Origin of the sequence: Peribacillus loiseleuriae (assembly GCF_001183985.1) — a bacterium.
In the GTDB taxonomy this organism is placed as follows: domain Bacteria; phylum Bacillota; class Bacilli; order Bacillales; family DSM-1321; genus Peribacillus; species Peribacillus loiseleuriae.
Genome location: NZ_LFZW01000003.1, coordinates 12,912 through 37,442, shown reverse-complemented (window position 1 = coordinate 37,442; position 24,531 = coordinate 12,912). Strand labels below are relative to the sequence as shown.

General features: G+C 39.4%; 18 protein-coding genes. 2 read left to right on the top strand and 16 right to left on the bottom strand.

Annotated elements, in window-relative coordinates; translation table 11 throughout:
- Positions 1-15: 15 nt before the first annotated feature.
- The 3 genes from AC625_RS24775 to AC625_RS24765 are packed head-to-tail and all read right to left on the bottom strand — an operon-like array spanning position 16 to position 3,342.
- Complete coding sequence (locus tag AC625_RS24775; protein WP_049684086.1) at positions 16-1,389, bottom strand: sensor histidine kinase; 1,374 nt, start codon at positions 1,387-1,389, stop codon at positions 16-18.
- 3 nt (positions 1,390-1,392) lie between these two features.
- On the bottom strand, positions 1,393-2,085 hold the full coding sequence (locus tag AC625_RS24770; RefSeq protein WP_049684085.1) for a response regulator transcription factor: 693 nt from the start codon (positions 2,083-2,085) through the stop codon (positions 1,393-1,395).
- Between the two features lie 12 nt (positions 2,086-2,097).
- Positions 2,098-3,342 carry an FG-GAP repeat domain-containing protein gene (locus tag AC625_RS24765; protein WP_245645133.1) on the bottom strand — a complete coding sequence of 415 codons (1,245 nt, stop codon included), beginning with the start codon at positions 3,340-3,342 and terminating at the stop codon, positions 2,098-2,100.
- 413 nt (positions 3,343-3,755) lie between these two features.
- Between AC625_RS24765 and asnB the strand changes: the two genes are divergently transcribed.
- Positions 3,756-5,657, top strand: a complete 1,902-nt coding sequence (gene asnB / locus AC625_RS24760) for an asparagine synthase (glutamine-hydrolyzing) (protein ID WP_049684084.1) — start codon at positions 3,756-3,758, stop codon at positions 5,655-5,657.
- Positions 5,658-5,982: 325 nt separating this feature from the next.
- On the opposite strand, the gene AC625_RS24755 is transcribed toward asnB, so the two are convergent.
- The 13 genes from AC625_RS24755 to AC625_RS24695 form a co-directional block, all read right to left on the bottom strand.
- A complete protein-coding gene (locus tag AC625_RS24755; RefSeq protein WP_245645132.1) occupies positions 5,983-6,564 on the bottom strand; it encodes a DUF7010 family protein in 582 nt (193 codons plus the stop codon).
- Between the two features lie 464 nt (positions 6,565-7,028).
- On the bottom strand, positions 7,029-7,730 hold the full coding sequence (locus AC625_RS24750; protein WP_049684082.1) for a hypothetical protein: 702 nt from the start codon (positions 7,728-7,730) through the stop codon (positions 7,029-7,031).
- Between the two features lie 21 nt (positions 7,731-7,751).
- Positions 7,752-8,285, bottom strand: coding sequence for a hypothetical protein (locus tag AC625_RS24745; protein ID WP_049684081.1), 534 nt, complete (start codon positions 8,283-8,285; stop codon positions 7,752-7,754).
- Positions 8,286-8,302: 17 nt separating this feature from the next.
- Positions 8,303-9,337: a bifunctional lytic transglycosylase/C40 family peptidase gene (locus AC625_RS24740; protein ID WP_053178223.1), complete on the bottom strand. Its 1,035-nt coding sequence runs from the start codon at positions 9,335-9,337 to the stop codon at positions 8,303-8,305.
- Between the two features lie 92 nt (positions 9,338-9,429).
- Entirely contained in the window at positions 9,430-11,481 is a 2,052-nt protein-coding gene (locus AC625_RS24735; RefSeq protein WP_049684080.1) for a CD3337/EF1877 family mobilome membrane protein, read from the bottom strand.
- Positions 11,482-11,492: 11 nt separating this feature from the next.
- The gene (locus tag AC625_RS24730) at positions 11,493-11,924 is read right to left on the bottom strand and encodes a lipoprotein (RefSeq protein ID WP_049684079.1); all 432 of its coding nucleotides are present in this window, start codon (positions 11,922-11,924) and stop codon (positions 11,493-11,495) included.
- Positions 11,921-14,371: an ATP-binding protein gene (locus AC625_RS24725; RefSeq protein ID WP_049684078.1), complete on the bottom strand. Its 2,451-nt coding sequence runs from the start codon at positions 14,369-14,371 to the stop codon at positions 11,921-11,923. Before AC625_RS24725 ends, AC625_RS24730 begins: the two co-directional genes overlap by 4 nt.
- A 12-nt stretch (positions 14,372-14,383) precedes the next feature.
- Entirely contained in the window at positions 14,384-14,773 is a 390-nt protein-coding gene (locus AC625_RS24720) for a TcpE family conjugal transfer membrane protein (RefSeq protein WP_049684077.1), read from the bottom strand.
- Positions 14,770-15,000: a TcpD family membrane protein gene (locus AC625_RS24715; RefSeq protein ID WP_049684076.1), complete on the bottom strand. Its 231-nt coding sequence runs from the start codon at positions 14,998-15,000 to the stop codon at positions 14,770-14,772. Before AC625_RS24715 ends, AC625_RS24720 begins: the two co-directional genes overlap by 4 nt.
- Before the next feature lie 6 nt (positions 15,001-15,006).
- Positions 15,007-16,086 (bottom strand): conjugal transfer protein, encoded by a 1,080-nt coding sequence (locus AC625_RS24710; protein ID WP_049684075.1) that lies wholly within the window; start codon positions 16,084-16,086, stop codon positions 15,007-15,009.
- A complete protein-coding gene (locus tag AC625_RS24705) occupies positions 16,073-18,061 on the bottom strand; it encodes a type IV secretion system DNA-binding domain-containing protein (RefSeq protein ID WP_245645137.1) in 1,989 nt (662 codons plus the stop codon). The genes AC625_RS24710 and AC625_RS24705 overlap by 14 nt, the downstream gene beginning before the upstream one ends.
- Positions 18,027-18,821 carry a hypothetical protein gene (locus AC625_RS24700; protein ID WP_049684073.1) on the bottom strand — a complete coding sequence of 265 codons (795 nt, stop codon included), beginning with the start codon at positions 18,819-18,821 and terminating at the stop codon, positions 18,027-18,029. Before AC625_RS24700 ends, AC625_RS24705 begins: the two co-directional genes overlap by 35 nt.
- 1,182 nt (positions 18,822-20,003) lie before the next feature.
- A complete protein-coding gene (locus AC625_RS24695) occupies positions 20,004-21,551 on the bottom strand; it encodes a primase C-terminal domain-containing protein (protein WP_049684072.1) in 1,548 nt (515 codons plus the stop codon).
- Between the two features lie 1,093 nt (positions 21,552-22,644).
- Here AC625_RS24695 and AC625_RS24690 point away from each other — a divergent pair.
- A complete protein-coding gene (locus AC625_RS24690; RefSeq protein WP_049684071.1) occupies positions 22,645-24,504 on the top strand; it encodes a helix-turn-helix domain-containing protein in 1,860 nt (619 codons plus the stop codon).
- The last annotated feature ends 27 nt before the right edge of the window (positions 24,505-24,531 follow it).

Below are 24,531 nucleotides of genomic sequence, written 5' to 3'. Positions count from 1 at the left end.
TATTTTTGCTTTTAGTTATTCCTTTTCCATCCCATTCAAAGGTAAGCGAACCATGATCGTGGTTCCTTTTCCATACTCACTTTGCACTTCTATCGTTCCCCCGTGCTTCATCACAATATTTCGGGTAATGGCTAATCCAAGCCCTGCCCCCACTGATTTTGCATCCACTTTATAAAAGGAATCCAATATATAATTTAATTTATCCTGCTGGATCCCTATGCCTTGATCTAGGATCTTCAGGACCACCATTTCTCCCTGTAAGTACTGAAATATTTGAATGTCACTGCCATTTTTAGAAAACTTGATGGCATTATCCAATAAATTGATTAATACTTGTCTGATCTTGTCGCCGTCAGCATTGATTAAAACAGGCATATACTCTAGCTTGATCAGTACGTTTTTCTCGGAAGCCTTTTTCTGGAGCTGGAACGCAACTTCCTTAATGAGCGTATCGAATTCCACCACGGTTCGAACAAATTTGACGCGGTTTGACTCATACCTGGAGAAATCCAATAGGTCTTCCACTAGATTCATTAGGCGTTCCGATTCACTGTTAATCATCCTCAAGCCAAATTCTGTTTCTTCTTTCGACAAGCCATCCGGTAACTGCATCGTCTCGGCCCAGCCCTTTATCCCCGTCAATGGGGTTCTAAGCTCATGGGAAATCGAAGAGATGAAATCATTTTTCATTCGTTCCTTTTTGACAATTTCTTCTGCCATATAATTCAGCGTTCTGGCCATTTCCCCAATTTCATAAGGAAAATCTTCTTTGATTCTTTGTTCAAAATGGCCCTTTGACATTTCTTCGGTGACATGAATAATTTCATTGACCGGTTTAACAATGGAATCCGTCAAGCGAAGGCTAATAAGAAAGACAATGAATGCAACACCTAGGCTAATCAATAATCCGTATTCAAGTAGACTTGTAATGACTTCCTGGACCAACGTCAACGAAGAGACATAGCGGAGGATTCCCACTATTTGTCCATCTAAGATCAAAGGTGTGTAGACGGCCAAAACGGTCTGTTCAAGTTCCTCTTTCTTATAGATTGTTTTATATGAAAAAACATCAGGATCTATTTGGTAGCTTTGTTCTTCGTAATAACCTGTGGACGATTGTATAAGTTCGCCATCCACATTCAATAGCTGCAATTCCGCTCCGTCATATTGATAGTTTTTAATCACCAGGTCGCTATAATCCTCAAGACTCCCATAATGGAGTTCATTTCCCTTTTCCCAAAAAGAATCAACGGCTTTGACATGGTTTTGAAACGTATTGGCTATTCCTTGGTAATAGTATTTTGTCAACACGACTCCAAACACCGCCATGATTAAGCTTAATGTCAAGATGATGATGATTGTGAAATAAAGGATGACTTTACGTTTCATGGCCTAACTCTTCCATAGATATCCATGTCCCCACTCTGTACATAAATAGAGAGGGGAAGAGGGATCGGACTCTATTTTCTGACGAATGCGCCGAATATTGACGTCGACTACTTTTATATCTCCTACATAATTTTCTCCCCATACTTCATCTAACAACTCGTCTCTTGTATAGACCCGGTTCGGATGAAACATTAAAAAATGGAGAATCGAGTATTCAGTTGGGGTGAGTTTGATGTCTTTTCCTGAGCAGACAAAGCTTTTGTTTCTTAAATCCAATTGAAACGGACCGGATACAAACAGTTCAGTGTTTTCCAATGAAACTTGGTCGTTTAGGTTGATTCTCCGCAAGAGCGAGAACATTCTGGCCTCCAACTCCACCATGCTGAAGGGCTTGAACAAGTAGTCATCGGCTCCTAACACTAGTCCCTCCACCTTGTCCTTCTCTTGCGTTCTTGCCGTCAGCATAATGATGCCCACCGTCTGATTTACCTTCCGGATCTCTTGACAGACTTCAAACCCATCCATCCCCGGAAGCATGAGATCAAGCAAGACGATATCGAATGCTTCGCTTTGGAAGTACACCAATGCCTCTTCCCCGGTTTCCGCTTCCCTGACATCATATCCTCTCTTTTTCAAATTCAAGCAGACAAAGCTGCGAATGGATAGCTCATCTTCAACAACAAGGATTCTATTCATTTTCTCCCTCCTTCAAAACTCATTTTCCAGCAAATGGAATTGTTCAAAAGGAAACGATTTCTTTTCCTTCCTATCCGTATAAAAAGTGGTAGTCTTCGTTTCCTTCAAAACTGTTTTTGAGGAATTTATTGATTTTTTATTGGCCCATTTCACCTCAAACACTAGCTGCTGGTTCGAATACGATAATAATTGAATGCCATTCTTGATCTTTTTCACGGTGACTTTACCATACCAGGCAGGTGGGATCTCGATGTAAAACCTACGTACGCGGTCGGTCAACCGTTCCTCCATCTTTTTTGAAACTCCATCTATCGCATACGTGGAGTAAGTTTCGATAAAGGGGATATCTTCGAAGGCAGAATCCTCCCAACCTTTTGGGATATACATCCCTCCCACTTCCGTTATCCCGTCTTGATTGATATCTTTGCTATACAGCAGGTAATCTTTATAGGCTTCATTCCCAACTGCCACAAGTTCTCCATCATGATAGGCGACGATTTCCGTTAACATGAAATGAATGCCAATTGTACTATCGATAAATAAAGCCTTTTTCCCATCTCGTAATTTCCCACTGACGATCTTCTTATGAAAGGCAAACGCATCTAGGCTTACGGCTGAGCGAGGCTTTAATGTTCCTTTTTCATAGTCCAGCAATTCTGCCTTGAACGATTCTCTTCTTTTTCCTACGATAAGCAGGACATCCTTTTTTTCATCTCCATCATAGTCGGCAATGTCTATTGCGTCGTAACTTCGATCGATGACGTTCTTTAATCCCGTCCTGTCCCATTGATAAATGAACAGCTGCTTTTCCGTTTCGAATTCAGAGATTCCTAACCCAATGACCACTTCCTTTACTCCATCTCCATCCAAATCTTGAAGCCCAAAATAATCGAGCGTGTGATAGTCCGTTTCTATATTCGTTATTTCCGACCACTTCTCACCCTTTTCTTGGAGAACCAGTAAATGCACTTGTTTGCTTCCCTTTAAACTTTTGTATAGAATACATGCTTCTTGCTTACCGTCATTGTTGATATCTTCCAAATAAATGGACTGTTTCCTCACGCCTTGTTTTGGTGTTATAAACTCTATACTGGATGGTAAAAGTTGATTTAATGTATTATTTAATGCAATTTGTTGCACATCTTGTGGATCAGGGGATTCAATTAACTCATTGGGAGATTTTCCAATGTTACAACCCGATAATAAAATTCCAACTGAGATATACATGCCTAACTTCCATTTCCCTCTGTAATCCACGCAGTACACTCCTATCTTCTAACCCAATGATTCTAAACCGAATTTTCGTTTGAACCCTAACGGAATAACCTCATTATATAAATCTTTCTCTATGAAAGAGTTACAAAAAAGTTACAATATAAATTTTCCAAACTTTGTAAGTAAAGATAACCTAAGTATTATTCTAGTGACCTTGCTTGTCACTAGACGAGGTTTAGGAGATTTTTTTGCTAGGTTATCAGTCCTAAATCTTACCACAACGCTAGCATACTATTAAAGGAGCCAAGAAAAATCCAAGCTATAGACAACCATTTTTTCACTTCGTATTCTGTAACTTTTTTGTAACTACTTTACTAGTACCCCCTGTATATAATAGCGAAGTAGATAAGGAGCATCAAAATAATAGTAGGAAAATAAAAAAAGCAGGTGGAGAAATGTGCGGATTTGTAGGATGTTTATATAACCAGCCTAATGCTCAGAATATATTAGAAGAAAAAATAGTGGAAATGAATGAAACCATCACGCATAGAGGCCCCGATGATGAAGGATATTACTTCAATGAATATGTGAACTTTGGTTTTAGAAGATTAAGTATAATAGATGTTCCTAATGGCAGTCAGCCACTCTCTTATGAAAATGATAGATATTGGATTGTATTTAATGGAGAAATATATAATTATGTCGAACTTAAAGCAGAATTGATTGCCTGCGGACACACCTTCAGCACGGATACCGATACTGAAGTGATTCTTGCACTTTATAGCCGAATAAAAGAGGAAACGGCTGGTAAATTACGCGGCATGTTTTCCTTTGTCATCTGGGACAAGCAAGAAGAGAGACTGTATGGGGCAAGGGATCAGTTTGGCATTAAGCCTTTCTTTTATAGTGTACAAAAGGATATAACTTATTTCGCTTCTGAAAAGAAATCATTATTAAAGGCTCTTGAAGACGACGAGTTGGATATTCTTTCCCTGCAACAGTTTCTAAGTTTTCAATATGTACCGGAGCCGAATACACTTACCAAGTCGATTAAAAAACTGTCCCCTGGTCATTATTTCACACAAAAGCCTGGAGAAAAAATGAAGATCCTCCCTTATTGGCAGCCTAAATTCCAGCCGTCTCACCTGGAAGATTCCAAACTGATAAAAGAAATTCAGGACGCATTAATCGAATCTATAAATGTTCACATGAGAAGTGACGTACCTATTGGGGCCTTCCTTTCTGGAGGAATTGATTCGTCCTTTATCGTTTCTCTAGCTAAAGAAGTGAATCCAAAGATTAAAACCTTTTCAGTTGGCTTTGAAAATAAAGGATATAGTGAAATTGACGTTGCCAAAGAAACTGCAAATGTGCTGGATGTAGAAAACATATCGTATCTAATCAGTTCAGAAGAATATAAAAAGGAGTTACCAAGAATCATTTGGCATATGGATGATCCACTAGCGGATCCTGCTGCCGTTCCTTTGTATTTCCTGTCCAGGGAAGCAAGAAAGCATGTGAAGGTCGCTCTTTCCGGAGAAGGAGCAGACGAATTATTTGGGGGATATAATATATATAGGGAACCCCAGTCATTACAGCCATTTTCCTATATACCGTCTCCCTTAAAAGCGCTATTAAAGGTTCTTGCTAATGGAATTCCTGATGGGGTCAGAGGTAAAAGCTTTATTGAGAGGGGCACTACCCCCCTTCAAAAACGGTATATCGGCAATGCTAATATTTTTAATGAAAAAGAAAAGGAACTTTTATTGGTTCATTATCTATCTCATGCAGGAAACGAAAAAGTAACGGATTCTCTATACTCAGATTCCATCCTCTATGATGATGTCACAAAAATGCAATACATTGATATTCAAACCTGGCTGAAGGGAGACATCTTATTAAAAGCAGATAAAATGTCGATGGCTAATTCGTTAGAAGTAAGAGTGCCTTTCTTGGATAAACATGTTTTTAATGTTGCCTCTAAACTAACCAGCCTACAAAAAATAAGAAATGGTCAAACTAAGTTCCTTCTTCGTGAAGCAGCGAAGGGTATCGTTCCAAATCACGTATGGAGTAGAAAGAAACTCGGTTTTCCAGTGCCTATTCGACATTGGCTGAGAAATGAGCTTTATGACTGGGCTATTCAGTTAATCCACGAGAGCCAAACAGACCACCTATTTAACAAGAAAAAAGTCCTTACATTACTTGCTGATCATGTTATGGAAAAGAGAGATAACAGTCGAAAGCTATGGTCCATCTTCACATTCATGATTTGGCATCAAGTTTATGTAGAGAAAGTATATATGTTTGATAACCATATAGAAAGCAAAGAAAAACGGACCCTTATGACAACTTAAAAGTAACGATTTTCATTTTCCCTAGAATTTTGCTGATTTTCAAACAAAACAAGGAATCAACCATGCTTCCGATAGGAGAATTGCTGGTTCCTTGTTAACCTACCTGAAACCTACTTATAAATCCTGTGATATACAGGATTTTTTCTTTTTCAGAATCGGGCCAGATTGTTTAGTAATGCTTAGTAAGATAAATGCAGATTATGAAGAAATGTACTTAAGCTAACGGGGCAGGTTAGATTGAATAAGAAAGTTACTCTACCTTCCACTTTATTGTACAATAAACACACTTTTCCGGAGTAAAGTCCTATCTTGCTGTTTATGTTATTTATTGTGGTATGATACCTAGCAATCTTCTACCCATTAGCCATATTGCCAGACCAGTTCCCCACAAGATCAGGGCAGAGCCAAAGCCTACTACAGACATAAATGCATTTATCTGATGTTCCCCCAGCGTGACCTTCGCAGGCACAACCAGCAATGTAATAATAGCGAGTAAACAAAGGAGTGCTCCTGTAAAATAATAGAGTCTGACTTGGAAAAGAGGGGCCAATGGGAGAAAATGAACACCGACAATAATAGCTATTACGGGAGGTATAAGTTCAGAGTGACAAGTAGCGTTACAGACAACAATCGTGATTGCTATAGCCAAACCCTCTGCCGCGAAAATAATATTAAACCAGAACCTCGTACGCTTCCCGCGCCTTAAATCCGTTTTTGAAACCTGATTCGTTAATTCTCGCGATGCACGTATTAATGAAACACCGCCGATGAACAGCGCTATACCTATGGTAACAGCAGCAACTAACAACAATGGAACTCCCCAGCCTTGCAATCCCATAATTCCTGTGTACGCCCACAGGGTACCGAAAAACGCCATGAAAAATACGCCAGATGCCGTTCCGCGCACCGCGGCTCCAGGAATAGTTCTTGATGTTTGTGTCATAAATGAAAATCTCCTTTCAATCTAAGTATTTGATCATTGCAACCGCATATCAGCTTACATTAGTATTAGGCAGTTCATTTGCGAAAAAATCCTATATCCCTTTTTATATTATATTCAGACAGACAAATTACCGAACTATTCCGAACAGTCAGTTCAATAAGAAAGAACAAAATCTCTTCTTTATGAGATAAGATATTTTGGTTCATCATTTTTATAAACGGTTTAACTTTTTCCAAAACGGTGCATCTTTATTTCAAAACAACACCGAACGCGAATATTTTCTGTTTGTATTTGGTATCCATACCAGATCGAGGGTCGGCGATATTATTGCGTTATAACCTTAAAAGACCAATAAAAATAAGCTGTGAACCATTTTATTGTGGCTCACAGCTTAAATAATTTGTCTAATCTACTCTTTTTAGTAAAGGTTATTTCTGATTTGCTTGTAGGTAAAGTTGAGTTACTTTGTAAATACTCTGTTCATTCCCTCCAGTAGCTTCCATCTCTCTATACATTAATTCCATCTCATAAAGATGAATGTAATAGAAAAAATCAAGTGGGCCAAAAAAAGCTTCTTCAAGATCTTGAGGATAAAATACATAGCCTTCGAATTCCGTTTGCCCCTCTTCCATTCTAGTTCTAATTCTTTTATTTCCATCTGCACAAATAAAAGATTTTTCAACTCCAAACATCCTCACAAAGAAGGGGAGACGCTGATCTTGTAATTTATTTTTAATAATGGGAGTTGTAGGGTCCACATACAGATAGTTCAAATGTACACGTTCGGTTGATAAAAGATTTCTATTTTTAATCTCTTTCATTTTTTCTATATCAAAATGAAAATAATAGGAGCCAAAATCAGTAATATGTTCAAATTCAAACATTTCATAACGCTCATCTGGTATTAAGGTTTGATGTTTAATTCGTTGTATAATAGGATTGGAGTTTGGGAATTTTTCCATATAAACTTTAACCTCTTTATCTAGCTTAAGAAAAGTAGTAAGCCAGAACTGTTTCCACTGCGAAAAAAAAGATAAATGTCCAAATAGCTCGTCTAAAGAATCAAAATATCCTTCAAAATCGAATTCTACATATTGAATAGGGGTTGTGGGTGTAAATGTAACAGGCATACTAAGACACTCCTTTTATTTTTAATCACGCCCAGTCAATTGACCAATAAACTCAACATCATCAACCTTCCAATCTTGCTCTTTCACATATACGAGCGATATTTTGACGATAACCGTTTCAGTGGCAGCAACATTATTAAATTCTGTAGTGAGCTTAAATTCATTAAAAAATTCAGCTTCCGTCTTCGAGGACTGATATTCAAAAGCCTTCAAGCCTACCATGGATGATTTTACAGATTCCTCCGAATCCGGAATTTTCGTCCCTGAAGGGTGGGTCGCCTTGTATCCTTGATCGGTCATGTATGGTTCAATTTTTTTGTATCGCTCAGCAGTGGTTTGATAGGTGAAAAAACTTTCAAGAAACTCACGGTTTACCTTTAATGCATCCGTATTCTGGATAGAGGAAAGAGATTTAATCTGGTCTTCATAGTTTCCCTGGTTAGTTCGGACTTCCTGCAACTGCGATCGCAAGCTGAAAACGTACATAATAACCAAAGTAGCAACGACAAATACAATCATTAAAAATAAGAAATTTTTCTTTTGGGGTGGCTCCATACCCTGCACCTCCGTTTCTATATCCGTCTAAAACCTAGGAAGGGATATAAGTTTTTCCATTCTTCAACGGATGAATAAGAAGTACCACCACTGCTATTTGCATTGATAAATTGACCATTCCCCACATACATACCTACGTGGGACGCTCCCGGCTTATATGTGGAGAAAAAAACGAAGTCTCCTGGTCTTATTTGATCTTCTGGCACCGGGTTTGTTTTGTTGTATTGCGATTGAGCTGTACCGTACATATCAATGCCAATCTGTGCAAAGGCATATTCTAATAGGCCTGAACAGTCAAACCCTCCTGCTGCTGGCGTTCTGCCTCCCCATACATACGGTCGGCCAAGATACTCTTTCATGATGTTATGAACTTCCTCTACATTAAAAGATTGTGTACCATCACCCACTACAACCACGCTGCCGTTTCCGGAGTTGTAATAACGCATGACATGTTCTACATAGTTCACATCACCGTATCGGCTCCACCCTTCCTTAGCAGCCATCATACTACTAAACTGGGTAGCTATTTCTTTGGAATAGCCTCCACGTTCTAATGCGTACCCAATAAACCCATTTCCAAAGTTATAGCTTTGCAAGGCTAGATTAATATCCCCTTTAGCCTGCTTCATCACTTCCGCAAAATATTTCACGCCAATTTGAATAGAGTATTCAGGGTCAGTAATAGCTCCGGGTAGAAGCCCGATTGATTCGGAAGACTGCATAACATCTAAGAGCCTTCCACCTGATTCTTGTTGGATAAGAGCCATAATAAGCCCGACGAATTCACTGATACCATTTTCCTCCGCATACTTCCGGATTAACGGCTCGTATCGCAAAACTTCAGGTGACACTTGCGCTGTTCCTCCGGCTCCTTCACTAGACATTCCCGATTCAAACTGGTTCTCACCGCCCAAACTGATTGAAACAAACAAAGCAAATCCGAAAATAGAAGTGAGAAGAAGAAGGATGCCTGCAATAATCCATGTGATAGGGTTTTTGAGAATGGCAATGGTTCCAGCAACTTTTGCACCTTTCTTCAAAACTCCTTGCATAGGAACTCCTTTCTAAGGGCGATTCTGACACAATGAATAGCAGATTTCTCACTAAACTGCATCTAATGACGTCAAAGCGCTTCTCTCAAATATCATTTTCGCTCTTTTTCTGTTTCCTGTTTTTTTGTCTTCCTGCTCTCGGAACGATTGACGTTTTCGGAAGGTGTTGTATTTGCTTTTCTGGCATCGATTTTCTGTTGGACTTCCCACTGCGTTAGATGTTTGACGGGTTCTCTTGAAGCTGCTGCTTCTTGTTGGCTTTCCATTCTGGCAGCTGGGTTACGATGTGGGGAAGGCTGATTTTCACGGTTAGTTGATCCCACTGTTCTTTGGCTAGTAGGCTTAGGCGCCTCTTGTTTTCTGCTTTCTTGTCTATTTGAATTCGGAGGGTTCGAACTCGGCTTCCGAGCTTCCGAAACGGTACGTTCGGAACTTCGGGCTGCTTGGCTGGTGATTGTACCTTTGCTTGTTGCGCCCTCCGCTTTTTCACTTTTATAATCTTTTAAACTCACAATGGCAGCTCCTGCATTTCGTGAAGCTGATCGATTGGCCGTTTCTGTCGCTAACGACGTTGCTGTATTTTTTGAGCCTTTTCCAGTTGCTTGTTGCCCTTGATTTTTCCCTGTGCCTTGTTTTTGAGATGTATTCTCTCCCACCGCTTTTCGGTGCTCTGACCTTCCACCGTTTGCTACTGAAGGATTGGTAAAAGTCTTTCGGCCTGTACCCTCTTTCTCTGACTGAAATTCTTCTTGACGTTTTTTATTTTGGTGGCTTCTATAAGCTGTAGCGACCATTCTTTTTGCCCCTTTGAATCCTTTTTCTCCAGCGTCACCCATCTTATCGAATGTATTGGTTGTAGCTCTCTCTACCACTTGCTGACCTTGCAGCATACCAGCAGAGGCAACCTCAAAGATTTCGGAACGGTATTTAAACAATCCCCAAATGGTAATGCAGATCAAGAAAACAACAAAGACATACCCTTCTACGCCATTGGTTACTTTTACCGATTCATAAAGCAAAGTGACAAGTCCGGTAATAACGGCAATCAAGAGGACTAACCCTGCTTTCATAAGTAGTACCCCCACAAGTTTCTTCCCGTGATTCAAGGCCGTCTCGCTAAAAGACGGGATTAAAGAAAGGACTAGTGGAATGGCTGTAAAAATGACCAATGCCAGGAACCATAACTGAAGCAAAAACTTAAAGATACCTAACAATAAGATTGGAATCGAAAGTGCTATGGTTGAAATAATCGTGACAATGAGATATCCGAAGCGTTCACCACTAAAACTGGAAGACATCTGTTTGTTATCAAAGTTGGAAACTTCCTTTTTAACAATCCTTTTGCGTTCCTCCATACCTTCGCCTGTATACGGTTTAATTTCTAAAAGACTATTAATCCGATTAGGATTTTCACTAACAATTTCCGATTCCTTTGTTGATCCGTAATTTAAGAGTAAATATGGACGCTTGACCATAAGATTAAATAATTGATTTTCCAGAACCGCAATTCCTTCTTTGGAATCATATGAGGCATCGCTGTCAAACTCATCAGAACTGATTAGCACATTAGCAGAGCTGGCAATCCCTTCAAGCTCCGCCCCTCTATCATTCAACCATTTTATATTTCCAGCCGTATTAGAATAAAACCAAAACGTAAACACCATGATAGCCAAAGCACCCATAATCGCTTTTACCGCATGACCCACTTGTTGATTTACAAAGTAACGCCAGGCTGCTGATCCTCCTACTAAAATGACAAACATGGATAAGAAGGTTCCAGACATAATTTCGTAGATTCGTTCACTCATAATCCCCGCTTCATCAACAATACTGCTAATCAAATCAAAGGACATCAGCTGGTTAACGGAATAGAGTGTAAAACTAGCAATCGTTTTATTGAACCCCCACATCCCCTGATTAATGGCATGTAATGCATTATCGCCAACCTTCGTGATACCGTCGCCAATATCAGCTTCCATCTGGTAATGATAGAGATCATATTCCTTACTTTCCAAAATCACACGGCCAACTGTTTCCTCCTTTTTTTGAACAGTTGTTGCCGCATCCTCGGCAAGTGAACCCGTTGGCATAAGAAGAATCAACAGCACTAAACAAAAGCCTAAGCCTTGTTTAAGGGTTTGCATCCTATCCCTCCTTATTTACAATTAATGCACGCTTCTCGGGCAAACTTCTCAGAAATATCTTTACGAACTATATCCAAACTTTCGCTGGTATCAACCTTCCATTCCTCATCTTTTTTACGAAGGACAATATTATCCTCTACTGAATTTTCTCCATTAGGATTTTTAAAATCTGTAAAAATATAATACCTTTCTATTCTTTCATCGAAATAGATTTCATAGCGAATATCTCCATATTTTAATCCCGAATCGATTTTTTCATCTCCTTTATAGGCTTCATAGGACCCCTCTTCATAAATGTATTTTTGCTGTTGTTCATAATCCCGATCAAAATTTGCCTTTTCCCACTCATAAGCAAGATTCGCAATATCTTCAGAAGATGCACCTTGATTGCACCCAGTTAAAAGTGCAATCAAACCAATGAAAGAGATGAATAATTTTTTCACATGAACGCCTCCTCGGTCTCTGCTCTCCCACGATCACTTTCTTTTGTGTTGAAGGCGCTAATCCATTCATCAAACAATACATCTGTCTGAATCTTGGCTGTTCTCCCGTACATATCCTCAACGATACATTGGCCTTCAGAAAGGTTTTTCAGCATATTTCGGTTGGCTTTGTTATCTTCCATCCCAAGAAACTCAATAATATTGCCAGCTTCTTCAGTTGTTTTCGCTTTAAAAGCAAACTTCGTGCCAATATTCTCCTTAATCTGTGGTTTGTTGTATTCATAAGTAGACTGTGTGACGATATAGACAGCTGAGCGCAAGGAACGTCCTGTACGCAATAGTTCATTGATCAATCGATCGCCAGCACCCGTATTCATAAGCATCCATGCTTCTTCAAAGATCGTCATTTTAACCACGGTATCATCCCGTGCGAATTTCGTTGCAAACTTGGCAAGTGGCTGCATCAAAGCAACGGCAATGTGTTCGTCTCGTGTGGCTGCCTTTTCGCCTTCATCCGGAAGATTCAAATTTTGAATCTGTAAAATGTTCACTTGTTCACCCAGACTAATCCCGTCAACATCACCTTCCGAAAACATCAGTTTAGCAACCCCGTTCGTACCGATTTCATAAAGCAGATCACCCACATTTTTAACGTCCTGATCGTCAGACTCCTGCAAATAACGAACGACTTTCAATAGTCCTGGTTTCTCTTCTTGTTGAAGAACATGACGAACACCTTTATAAATAGCCGTTTTCACATTCCGCTCGTTCGATTGTAGCTCTGATAAGTATTCAAGAACGCCGACTGCCGCATCTTGCGCCTCTTCCCCTTCAAGGAAAGTAAGGGGATCAAGCTTTCCAGCATCCTTTTTCTCACTTGATAGAGTGATATAGTTGAAACTCTCAATTAACTCTTTAAAGAAGGGAGCCATACGCTCCATTTCAGGTGTAAGGGCTTGTTTGAATTTCTTTTCAACTTCGTTCTTGGGATCTGTCATAAGGACTTTCGCTCCGAAAAAAACGCCATTCAATAAAATATCCTTTAGTAGATAAGACTTCCCCATCCCTGTCGGTCCCGAGATTGTTACATGCGGGGAAGAATATTTAGAACCCTTTAAGCCCAAGTGGGCTAGGAACGGATGGTAAAAAACGAGAGATTGAGAGCTTTCAATGCTTTCCCCATCATGCGATATATTTTTTCCAAGATAGAATCCCACAGTATTTCCGATTTTTCGTGTAAGAGAGAAAAGGGATTCAGCAAATGATTCAGGAGTAAGAATTTGTTCCCAGTCCTCGGCAATAATTTTGGCTGCTGGTAACGATTGATGGAATAAAAGAAGTTGGTCAGCAAGTGGCTGCACGATTTCAATTTGCTGGTCTTTAAAATCTGATTTGAGCCTTCTGGCTCGTTTTCGGACTTCTTCTTTTGTTTGACCATATACAACAAAATTGATGTGCGTTCTAAGAAGTGGTTTTCCTTGATTTTTGATTTCATTTTCCAGCTCATGCAAAAGCTCACGCCCGGTATTGATTAAGCTGTCGTCATCCTCATTTGCTTCGATTAGTTGAGCATCTTGATCGCGAAATCGTTTTTTAATGGTATTGGTTTGGTTCTCATCATCTTTTTTCTTTTTGTAGATCGTCCGCATGTTGACTTCTACCGGAAAGTGATAGGACTGAAAAAAGTAAGCCCACTCTTTATGGCTTAGATCAACCGGAAATTCCGAAACAGGTAGGAAGGCACACCACGATTCATCATCTAGTTGTCTAATATGGAGATATCCGGCTTTTCCTGGGTCGAGTATACCTTCTGTAAGGCTGTAAACACTTCCGTCCCCGTCAGGCTGTTCTTGACCTCTGACGAACTGATGACGAATGATATAGCATAATTCCTTTTCCTTCGCCCTGAAAGCACCTAGATAATTATTTATAGTCGCATAAGCATCTTCCTCGGATTCTTCAAACATACTGGCTGTCAAATCATCAACCTCATGCCCTCCAAAACCAGCAAGCTTTTGCAAATAACGGTTCATACTTTTGAAAGAAGAAGAAAACGTGCTAAGTATATTTTCGTCCAGCTCCCTTTTCTTTAACTTAATACCAACAAAAAATTTGTATTCTACGACATTTTTAGCTTCTTCACGCAAGATTTCTTTTGCCCGTTCCGCATAATATTTCCCTATTTCGGCATATTTCCCTTCATACTGTTGTTGCAGACTGTCCATACGCTTATCAATATCAACAGGTATTGGAACGATTTTATAGTCAATTTCTTCAAAGGCCGCAAATTGCCAAGCAAGCCTTTGAAGACGGTTAACCAGATGATTTTCAGCTTCCTGCTCATTCACGCCTACCGTATTTTCATGTAAGCGATAATAAGACCAAGCTTCCATGTCATGTGTGTAGATCACATTACCTTTGTAAGATTGAATGGGAAATTGTATCATGGTACCACCACCTTATTGGATTCGCTCGTAGGACTGTGCTTTCTTCATCTGTGGCTGGTAAACAGGCTTATGGCTGCTATAACTAAAACGCCTATTATACATATATCGAAAGTACCCGATAAAAAAACGGTCAAGTCGTTTACCGTCCAATTTACTTCTGCAGATCGCCCCGGCAATCATCCACGGCAGCACGGCATAAAAAGCCAGTTGTAAAGTCGTCGGTAATACCTGATTAATACTCCCTCTGAATAGAAAGAAAACACCGAAAAGAAATAGAGAAACAATGATCTGTCTGATCTCGATCCCTTTTGAAAAAACTAGAGATTTTTCACTTTTACCAATTTTCCAAATCTTTAAAGGATATTTGAAAAACTTTCGGTAGCTGTAGGCTGCTGCCCTCATGAAAGTCCACCGCTTTTTACTTGTTTCCATATAGCCGTGGCCATGCTTTCGAACTCACCTGGATTCGCGACAATCACGTAACAAATGACCGCAAAAATAAAGCTTGAGAAAAACTGTCCCCATCGCTGAGAAATAAAAGCTCGTACAATCATGACGACCATCACAATAAACAAGACAGCTGCGACTTGAGCTGAAACATAATCGGTAAGACCTGTAATATCTGGCATATACAATCATCCTCCTATCGTATGTTTTAATTCTTGAACATAATATTTATTGTTCTGTTTGCTCACAACCAGGGTAAACGGGTGTTTAGATTGAAGGCCCGTATTCGCCTCCTGTAAGAGAACAAGCGATTTCACCATGTATTGCCCTTCTTTTTCCCTATCATATACCACAAAATCTTCTAGTCCCTTATACTCGTACAGGTCTTTAAGAGATTCGGGTGTTTCCATAAGGTACGACATTTCCTCTATAGTATTAGTCGTATAAGAGGTGAAAAATTGTGTAGAGAACTGCTTAAGGTCACTTTCAACCCTTGTATTCCTCTGTGCTTGATCGGTTTTGTCTGTAATGGCTGTTAATCTTGTAGCACTTGGAATAGCCTGATAATAAGGCTGTTCAATAACGTTGAAGGAATTTCCGTCTGTTCCAAGCCGCACCACAATCATTTGCTGTTTTTTGCCTAGCGATTCTCCAGCTATAGTGACCTTTTCTTCTTTCACTACTTCTTCCTGGCCTTCATTATTTTTCTTCTTCACCTCTACTTGCTCTTTTTTCTCTACGATTTTAAAAAGTTCATATTCTATACGATACATATAACTGGCTGCAGCTTCCGAAACGTCCTTCACATCATATAAGCTAGCACTGTTCAAAACTCGTTTCCCTTTAAATTCCGAAAGGTTTTCCAACTTTCCAACTTCTAACCCTTCAGCAAGAAAACTTTGAAGTGCTTTTGCTCGTTCTTCTCGCTGTTTTTGGTCATTGGATACGTTGATATATGTGGCAATAAATGTACTGGCGTATTCCTCACCAGCTGGTGAATTGGCAAAACCAACTTCGTTCAGGTTGGCAATTTGCGCCATTGCTTCATTCTGATATCCATTCACCTTCTCATTCAGGAAGCCTGTTCGAGACCACGATTGAAAAGTGGAAAAAATCACTCCGACAAGTACAGCCCAAAATAAAAAGCTAAATACTAATCGACCATTAAATCTTGACGACTTCAGTCGCCTTTCATCTTTTAAGATCTTCTTGCGCCCTCGATCCGCATTGTTATTAAAACCCTGCTTCAGCCTATCAAGAAACTTCATTGGATTGAATCCCTCCTAATTCAAGTGCATTCCGTACATACACTCGGCGGAAATAGGTATCTCCTGTATCCTCCTCTACCATTTTGCGATTGATGAAGATTTCACCAATTTGCAAGTTTTTAATTTCACTAGGATTTGCCTTAAATCGTTCCACATTACGGACAGTTCCCATGACTGCTTCGTAGCGAATGTGGGGGTATTTCTTTTCAATCTGCTGCGTAATCTCCCGGTCGGAATACGTACCAAAAACTTGTGCGATTCGTTCCGCGTCCTTGGATGAATTGACACGGCCAGTGGCAATAATATTGCAGTTAGAAATGATTTGCTCCGTCATGACAGGGTCAATGGCGTCAATATCGGACAACGTTTGAGTAGAGATTATGCATTCAAAACCTGCGGAACGTGATTTATTGACGATATCAACAATTCTGCGATCACCATAAGCTGAAAACTCATCATAGACACCAAAAATCGATTTACGCCCCTGAGCTTGTCTGTAAGCTACCAAACTATTTACGTCCAGAATGATCATTTTTCCAATCTTTTTAATGTAATCGGCATATCGGCTTCCAGAAATACTGAAGATCACGACGTCGTTGTTATCGGTGATTTTTTGAAGATCAATACCATTCTTACTTTCCACAAATAAATGCCCAAGATCGGATTCTAGCAGCTCTCCTAGTTGCATCTTTAATCTTGTCAAACAGCCTTCGACAATCTCTTCCGGAAATTCATCATCTAACACTTTTTTAATACGCTGCATACCCTCTTCAAGTTTCGAAACAGATCGCTTACGTTTCTTTAAAACCACTTTTTTGACTATTTCCGTCTTTGGCTCTGTCGACGAAAGAAAACCGCTTAAATCGTCATCCAGTGACGTTTGAGACTCCTTTTCAACAAGTACTTCTTCCTCTACTTCCACCTCGATTTCTTCTTCAATTTCTTCCTGGGTGCTGTGTTCCCTAAAAAATTCACTCATGTACTTAAAATTGGTTAACTTGGCAATCGTCTTGATCTCTCTAGGAACGCCTGCTTCATCAATTAGCTTGACCACTAGTTGTAAATAACGGGATACAATATCGGTGTAATAGGCTCCATCCCCCTCACTTGAAAAACTGAAAAGCGACATCAGCTTATCTCTTGTTTCGGTCGGTGTGCCATTCTTGATGGGGTTATACGTGAGATTATCCATTTCAGAAAAAAGGTACACTTTCCGGCCATATGCTTCACACAACGCCTTAAATTCAAGCATGGATTTCCTTTCACCCTTGCCATCCATGAAGATAACGGGTTTTTCCTGTTGCAAGGCTGCCTCCATGAGTGAAGCAATGAGTGTAGTCTTTCCTGTACCCGTTCCTCCGGTAGCCAACATGTGATAATTAAGCTCATTTGCACCAATTGCTACACGCTCTTTAAAATCGGTGTACCCGACAAAGACCTCTTTGGTTGGCTTATTTCGGTAATGATGCTGCTTCATATCCAAAAATTTCACCCGATTTTTTCGGAAAGCTTTATATTTCTGCTCTTCTTTTTTCTTTTGCACGTCCCCAGATTTGGTAGTCACTCTCTTCTTCCAAAAATACTTGGCGAAGATAAAAAATCCAAACGAGAATAGGAATGCCAATCCTAGTAACACAAAATAGGTAGTACTTGTTGTAGCAATGGTATTTCCTTGATTCAAGAATCTCTCAACACCCACCGACATATATGGAATATTCAGTTCTGAAATTAATCCAAAATAACTAAGGATACGGCCTGTTTGAAATTGCCAAAACAAAATAATCGCTCCAGTTGCAAGTGCAACGTATGAGATCCAATCTCGTCTAAAGAGGTTAATAATCGCAAAAATCAGCATTCCAAGCATAACTGGCAGAAAAAACAAAATTCCAATTATTCCGATTAAACCGTAAATCACGAGTTCGCCAATCATTCGATCCGTTTCAGTCTGTTTTGGCTCCCCTTGTTTCTCCATCATTGGTTCCACTAGGCAACACCTCTTCCCAACGTTCTTCTAATATGACAGAAGGAACATTACGGACTGTAATCTTACTAGCATTAATTAATCGCTGTTTTGCCTCATTAATCACATTATGAATTTTCACTTCATTAGCAAAGTAGATCACTTGATCGAAGGAGTATGGTTGTTCACCCTGACGCCCGCCAGAAAGTATTTCATCAAACATCTTAAACTTGTCATCATAGCGCTTTCGTTCTTTCTTATTCAATTCCAGCTCAACCCAGGTAGTCGTGACATTTCCATTAGCTGACTTAAAAAAGAAAACTGCATCCGGTATTCGATCCCGCTTATCATTAAAAGCTTTCAATTTACTAGGATTATCACCCTCCCCAATCATAGAAAAACGAACTTCCCTCTCTGTTCGATATTTAAAATCAACACCCTGCTTCTCCGATTGAATCTCATAAAATAGAATAAGATCAGTCATGAGAAGATTATGTTGCATGGTGTAAATCGTTGCCTTATTCGGAACGGTTACATTGACATTCGTTAATTTTCTGGCATCAATCGTTCCAAGATAGACCCCAACCTTATGTGCAATGTGTTCATATTTCACATACTTTTTCCCTACTAATTTTCGAAGTCTGCGATAAACACGGTCTTTATTCGGCTCGCGAAATTTCAGCATAATTTGTTTAGCCGTCACCATACCATTCCTCAAAATAAACGATAGATACTCCAAATCTTTTTCTTTTAACGAAGTGTACTTTATGATCATCTAAAACATCATCCTCTTTTAGCAAATATAGGAACCACTCTCCCTTGTAGCAGTTTGCAAAAACAAAACTAATTAAGTAAAAAATAAATACAATTAACACCACAACTAAGAACACAGGTAGGTTAAAAATTTTTACAACCGCCTACAACTCAATAGCGTAAGCAAACATGAATGATCCTAAATAAGCTTTTATCCATCCATTCACCGTAATAACTCCTCACCTCATTGATGAATAAATATACAAAAAATCTTGACTTATACAAATTTCAATCAGTTACAACACCCCACCCTCATCATTATAAAATTATTTTTTCACTTGAACTTAACCATTCCTTTAACCACGAACTTTATTACTTGAACTTAATCTCTGGGTATATATCACTTAAGCTTATCACTTGAACTACCTCTCTACCACCCTCTCCTCCCTATCTAAAATCTATCCAGTCGACCCCACTCCCACTTTGGATAACCTCCGCCTTTAGACTAGTAGCAGAAGACCTCGGCTATGTTTACGTAGTATAGCCGAGGTCTTCTGCTGGTTACGGGGATAGACAGGAGGTTATCCGCCCTTTGTGTGATTGGGGTCGACTGCTTTTGAAAACCGCAACTCATATAGATATTCAGTGACTTCTAAGTTGCGTATATAAATCTATATGAGTTGCGGTTTTCAAACCTTATTTTAAGACTACTAGACGTACATTTGTTTGGCAATACTTGTAAAGGAAAATGATTACAAATTCCCATATTTTAGGATAAGAGTCAGTGATGAATCACCTACATATACCCATTATCTAAACTTAACATCATTGGTTCCTCGCTAGAATAATAACTTAAGATTCTCCTACTTCTTGTCCAATTAATCTCATTTTTATTTAGTGATAATTTAAATAATCAACCAAGGAAATCCTAATATGACTTTAAAATCTCCCTCACTAACTAAACCTTAAACATGTTTAAAATGGTGCATATTATATGCTAAATCTTCTTGCTCCCACCCTAAGCAAAATCCAAATAAAATATATAAAGCAACCTCCATTACACCCCTCCAATAGAAGCCACTCAAAAAGTTCTTCCCCAATAAAAAGAAAAACTATCCACCACTCAATCTAGTAAGAGAGACCAATTTCTTACAGATAACCTAAGAATACTATAGATATGTACTGGCAGACTGGCTCATTATTTTTAAGAAGTCATTTTATCTGGTGGAGAAGCCCCGGAACGGTATAAAATATCCACTTCATGAGTCAACAATTGGGTTTCCAATGTAGGGAATTGAAGGGCAACAAATCGATTCGGTTCGGGAAGAAGTTCGGCAAAAGATAGCTGGGCTTGTAAAATGCTATTCTTACGTAACATCAGCAAGCTCCTAAATAGCATCGAACGGCTTGCAAGTTTTGTTATAGCCCCGCGGCCACGACCAATCGTAAATTTTTTAAGTTTACTAGATTGCTTACAAACTTCCTTAAGCGTAGATACAGACATTCCAAAGGTTTTAGCAAGACTACTCAAAGAAGCCTCCAAAAATGGCATTTCAGGGCTTGTATGTGTATCTAAATAAGCGATGATGTCCTCTTCCCACTCCTTATAATGGGAACGCACTCGCTCTTCACGCGGCTTTTTGAATTTATACCATCCTTCCCTTCCCTTGAATTGAGCTTGTCCATCTGTCCAAAGATCCAATAAGTCTTCCACGTAGGAACGCTTTACGCCCTTATATTTGCCCGAATACGCACTCCTTATAATTCTTTCAAATTCGTTTTTCTTTAGTGGTTGATCCAGGTTGCTGTTAAATTGATCAAGTTCATCATAAGCTTCTTCCAATGGCCGTTCACTCGCGTAATTGGCAAGTGCAAGCGTCATGAGCGCATTATTGCGGCTAGAGCCAAAATGCCCTTTCTGGATGTGTGTAGCTCGAATAAGCGCCCGATACCAGTCTGAAGACGTTTGGTCGATCGCTAAAGCATTCTTGTTATAAACTACTCGCAGAAAGTTCCTATTTTCCTGCTCTTCATACTGTTTAGACCAGGTTAGCAGTTGGCTTGTATTGGCAGGCTGGTCATAGAAGTCCAGTACATTGTCTTCTTTTGGGATGCGATAAAAACCGAAAGGGACACATCCGGTATCAACCGGCACATAGCTTTTAAGTGCTTTTCGCATATTTTCCGACAGGCGCTCAGCAACTCTTAAAGCCTTGTAATCTTGTTTTTTGTGTATATGAAAAGGAGTTTCCAGCACAAAGAAGACCTGGAATCCTCTTGGCGTTTCCAGCAGAAGATTAGGACGAGGCAAGCCCAATTCCTCACATCCAAGATAAAGGGCATACAGATCCACTTCCTTAGTATCGATATCAAGGCTAATTACATTGATTTGTTTTAGATTCTCACGCTCATGCCCCTTGATGATACGTCTTTTGAAGTCATAGTATGTACCACCTCTATAGGTATTAGGCGTCCAGTGGGTCAGGGTCCGATACTTTTCTTGGAGAGCTTCGTAAGAAGTCACAATATAGCCTTTCCCCTCCGCAAGGTCAGCCTTACACGGCGATACAAATACCACGCCTTTACGATGAGGGTTTTCGTTCATAGCACTCTCATACTCCGCAACCCTATTTAAGGACTGACGGGAGCCCTTTTTTTTATATAGACGCAAGCTACTATGAGTCATAAATTGCATGATTTCAACGATTGAAAGGATATCTCTTTGGTAATTAGCTGCTATTGGAGTTCCCATGATTCACACCTTCTTCCTATACTTAAATGGTAAACATTTAAAGTTACAAAATTGCACCGATTTCCACTTCTTGCATGGAACTTTTTGATGAATATAGTATATCGAACTCGACTTTTGAAAAAGGGTGCTCTCTAAGAGAAATGCACCAAAAATAAAAAGTCCCTTGCGGCTTAGAGCCCCAAGGGATTGATTTTTTTTTTTTTTTTTTTTGTTATGCAAGTTCCGCTCACTTTTTGCACCAAAAATGCCTAAAGTGTACCATTATTGCACACATTGCATATTGAACGGAATCCTAATAAAGCTTGTCATGATAAGGTTCGTTGGCGTACATCTTAAAAAAATACCAAACAGGTTTCGCTCATCTCTGAGGGTGAGTGGTGCATTTTTGGTATACAGGTTCCGCTCACTTATTAAATAACGGAGCTCAAATTGGGTACATTTTTTAAATCTGTTAGAAACAAACTAGTGCTAATATGTATATAAATCAACGTTTTTTCCTCCTACACAGGTTCCGCTCACATGCACACTAAAAATATAATTTTGGTGCATTTTTTTCACCAAATAGTATACAGGTTCCGCTCATTTCGAGAATAATGGAGCATTTTCGCAAACATATTTCGCTTTATCAGATTTTCCTAGAAAGTTTCAAGTTGGTACTCCCCAAAATCTTAGAGCTGTATTTACAAGTAGTTGAAAATACAAAGAGAGGGTTGGTGCATAATATCTATAAATAGTACACAGGTTCCGCTCACTTTAGAATAATGGTGCGTTTCCCCTAAAATATTTAGAAGTCATTGAATCTTTTGTTTAGAGAACTTGAACATATAATGATTATTTTGACAGGGGTAGATGTTTACGTATGCAGGCTTCGTAAAACAAGTATGGTTTATGGTGCATATGCACCATTACTTCGAAACCTATATAGTAAATGGTGCACATTTTTCGGAACCTGTGTAGTAAATGGTGCATTTTCTCTTCGAAAACTGTTCCACTCTTGCTATAATGATAAGAAAGTAATGCATTTTAGATAAAAGAAGAGGTTTTAATCTTTCCAGCCAATGGATATCCTTCAAATAGAGAGGGTGGATTATTTTTGAGATATCAGGACATACATGATCATATGATTCTGAACTATGAGTTTCTGAAAATTGCTATTTTCGAAGAAACCAAGATTTTGTTTGAAGATCGTCCTTATATTCTGGCTAAATGGAAACAGGAAGCCTATCGTATGACCGAGGAAGAGGTCAAAAATCAGATTCCGGACTATACAATGAGTCCAAGCTTCCGGGCCTTATTTTCTTTGTTCACTCAAACATTATACTTCGAAAAACTTATAACAAAAGAAATGTTAAAAAAGGCTGTAGGAAGCTATCAGGATACAATGAAGGTCATATTAGCCGGACATTTTATAAACGAATTCCCTATGGATGAGATAAAACGAAGCGCGAATGAAGAAAAAATAAGTGAAGCTTTGAGCCGTGAATATATATATTCCAGCATGGATATGGACTATCATTTAATGAGAGACATCGTGACAAAGAAAAAGGACTTTAAAAAAGGAGAGACTGGTTTCTTGGCAACCGAGATTATCGACAATCGTGGAAAGGTCAGAGGATTAGCTGAAATCAGGCCCCTAGAGCCCTATGTGACTGAGCTTGCCTCAGATCAACAGGAAATGTGGTTTGAACTTATCCAATCTACCATAAACTCATTGGATGAAATGACGGCTGACCTCTTTGATTTAATTACATACTTATGGATGGTGTCTCCTAAGACCAGTGACGGATATATAGAGTTTCATAGTAATGATGCCTTACAGCTTAGGAACCTAAAGAAACGCACAGCACAAGGCAGAGAATTGGATTTTCGTGAGGAAGATCGCTTCAATATCATGAAACGGGTGGCTGCACTTTCAAGCATCTGGGTCTCCCTTGGCAATCAGCAGGTAAAGGTGTTTAACGCCCAAGATATCCAGGACAATGAACTTTATGAATTCAAAGATTTCCAAAGAATGTTCGAAGTTGGAAAAATCCGTGTTGCCTATGATAAAAAAACAGGAGAACCGAAAGGTATATATGCCGTACAAGTAAAACCGTCCTCTGTTCTTACACCCTACTTGGATGGACCGAATCGAACACTTGGTTTATTGGATTTGAAGGTTTTTCAATATAGCCATTACACACAGCGCGAACACAAGCGATTGACCCGTTATTTAAATATCCAGTGGAAAATCAGGACCATTAGAAGAACTTTGCAGCAACCCTTTAAGGTATCTACCCTGTTAAAAATAATGGACATATCCAATCGATATAACGGAGTGCAAAAGAGAGATAAGTTTGAAAACGTATTGGATGAATTGCAGAAGGACAGCGTGATCAGCAGTTGGAACTATACGGAAAAGATCGATGAGGAACAGGTTGGGAAAAAGGGTTGGTTCCAAAGCTATTGGACCAAACTGAGCGTACTTATTCTGCCAACAGACACTGTCGTTAATGAAAACCAGAAAAAGCTATTGATTGGTTCAAATCGCTTGGTGAATGAGGAAATTATTGAACGGATGAATCAGATAAGTCACGATAGCTCAATTACAGAAGATCTTATTTTCTCACAAAACCTTTCATTAAATGAGCTAGCTCCAACACTTGAGGTAGAATCCACTGAGGTTCCATCCATCGTACCAGCTGGGAAAAGTAGTAAAGAGGGACATGCGGAACCGGAGCAACAAGCGTTGCATTTCGGAACAGAACAGGAAATGGAGCTCTCTCCAGAAACAATGAAAGCCATGATGGACTCCCAAAACATGAGTATCCGACAGACGGCAGAAGAAATTGGTTTTTCCCACTCCACTCTTTCCCGGTACCTAAGAAGAGAAAATAAGCGCCAAAACAACAAAAACGATGAGAAAATGCTCAATTGGTTAAAAGATAAACAACGACAACACTCTAACTTATGAAATAGGTTAGAGTGTTTTTGTTTGTTT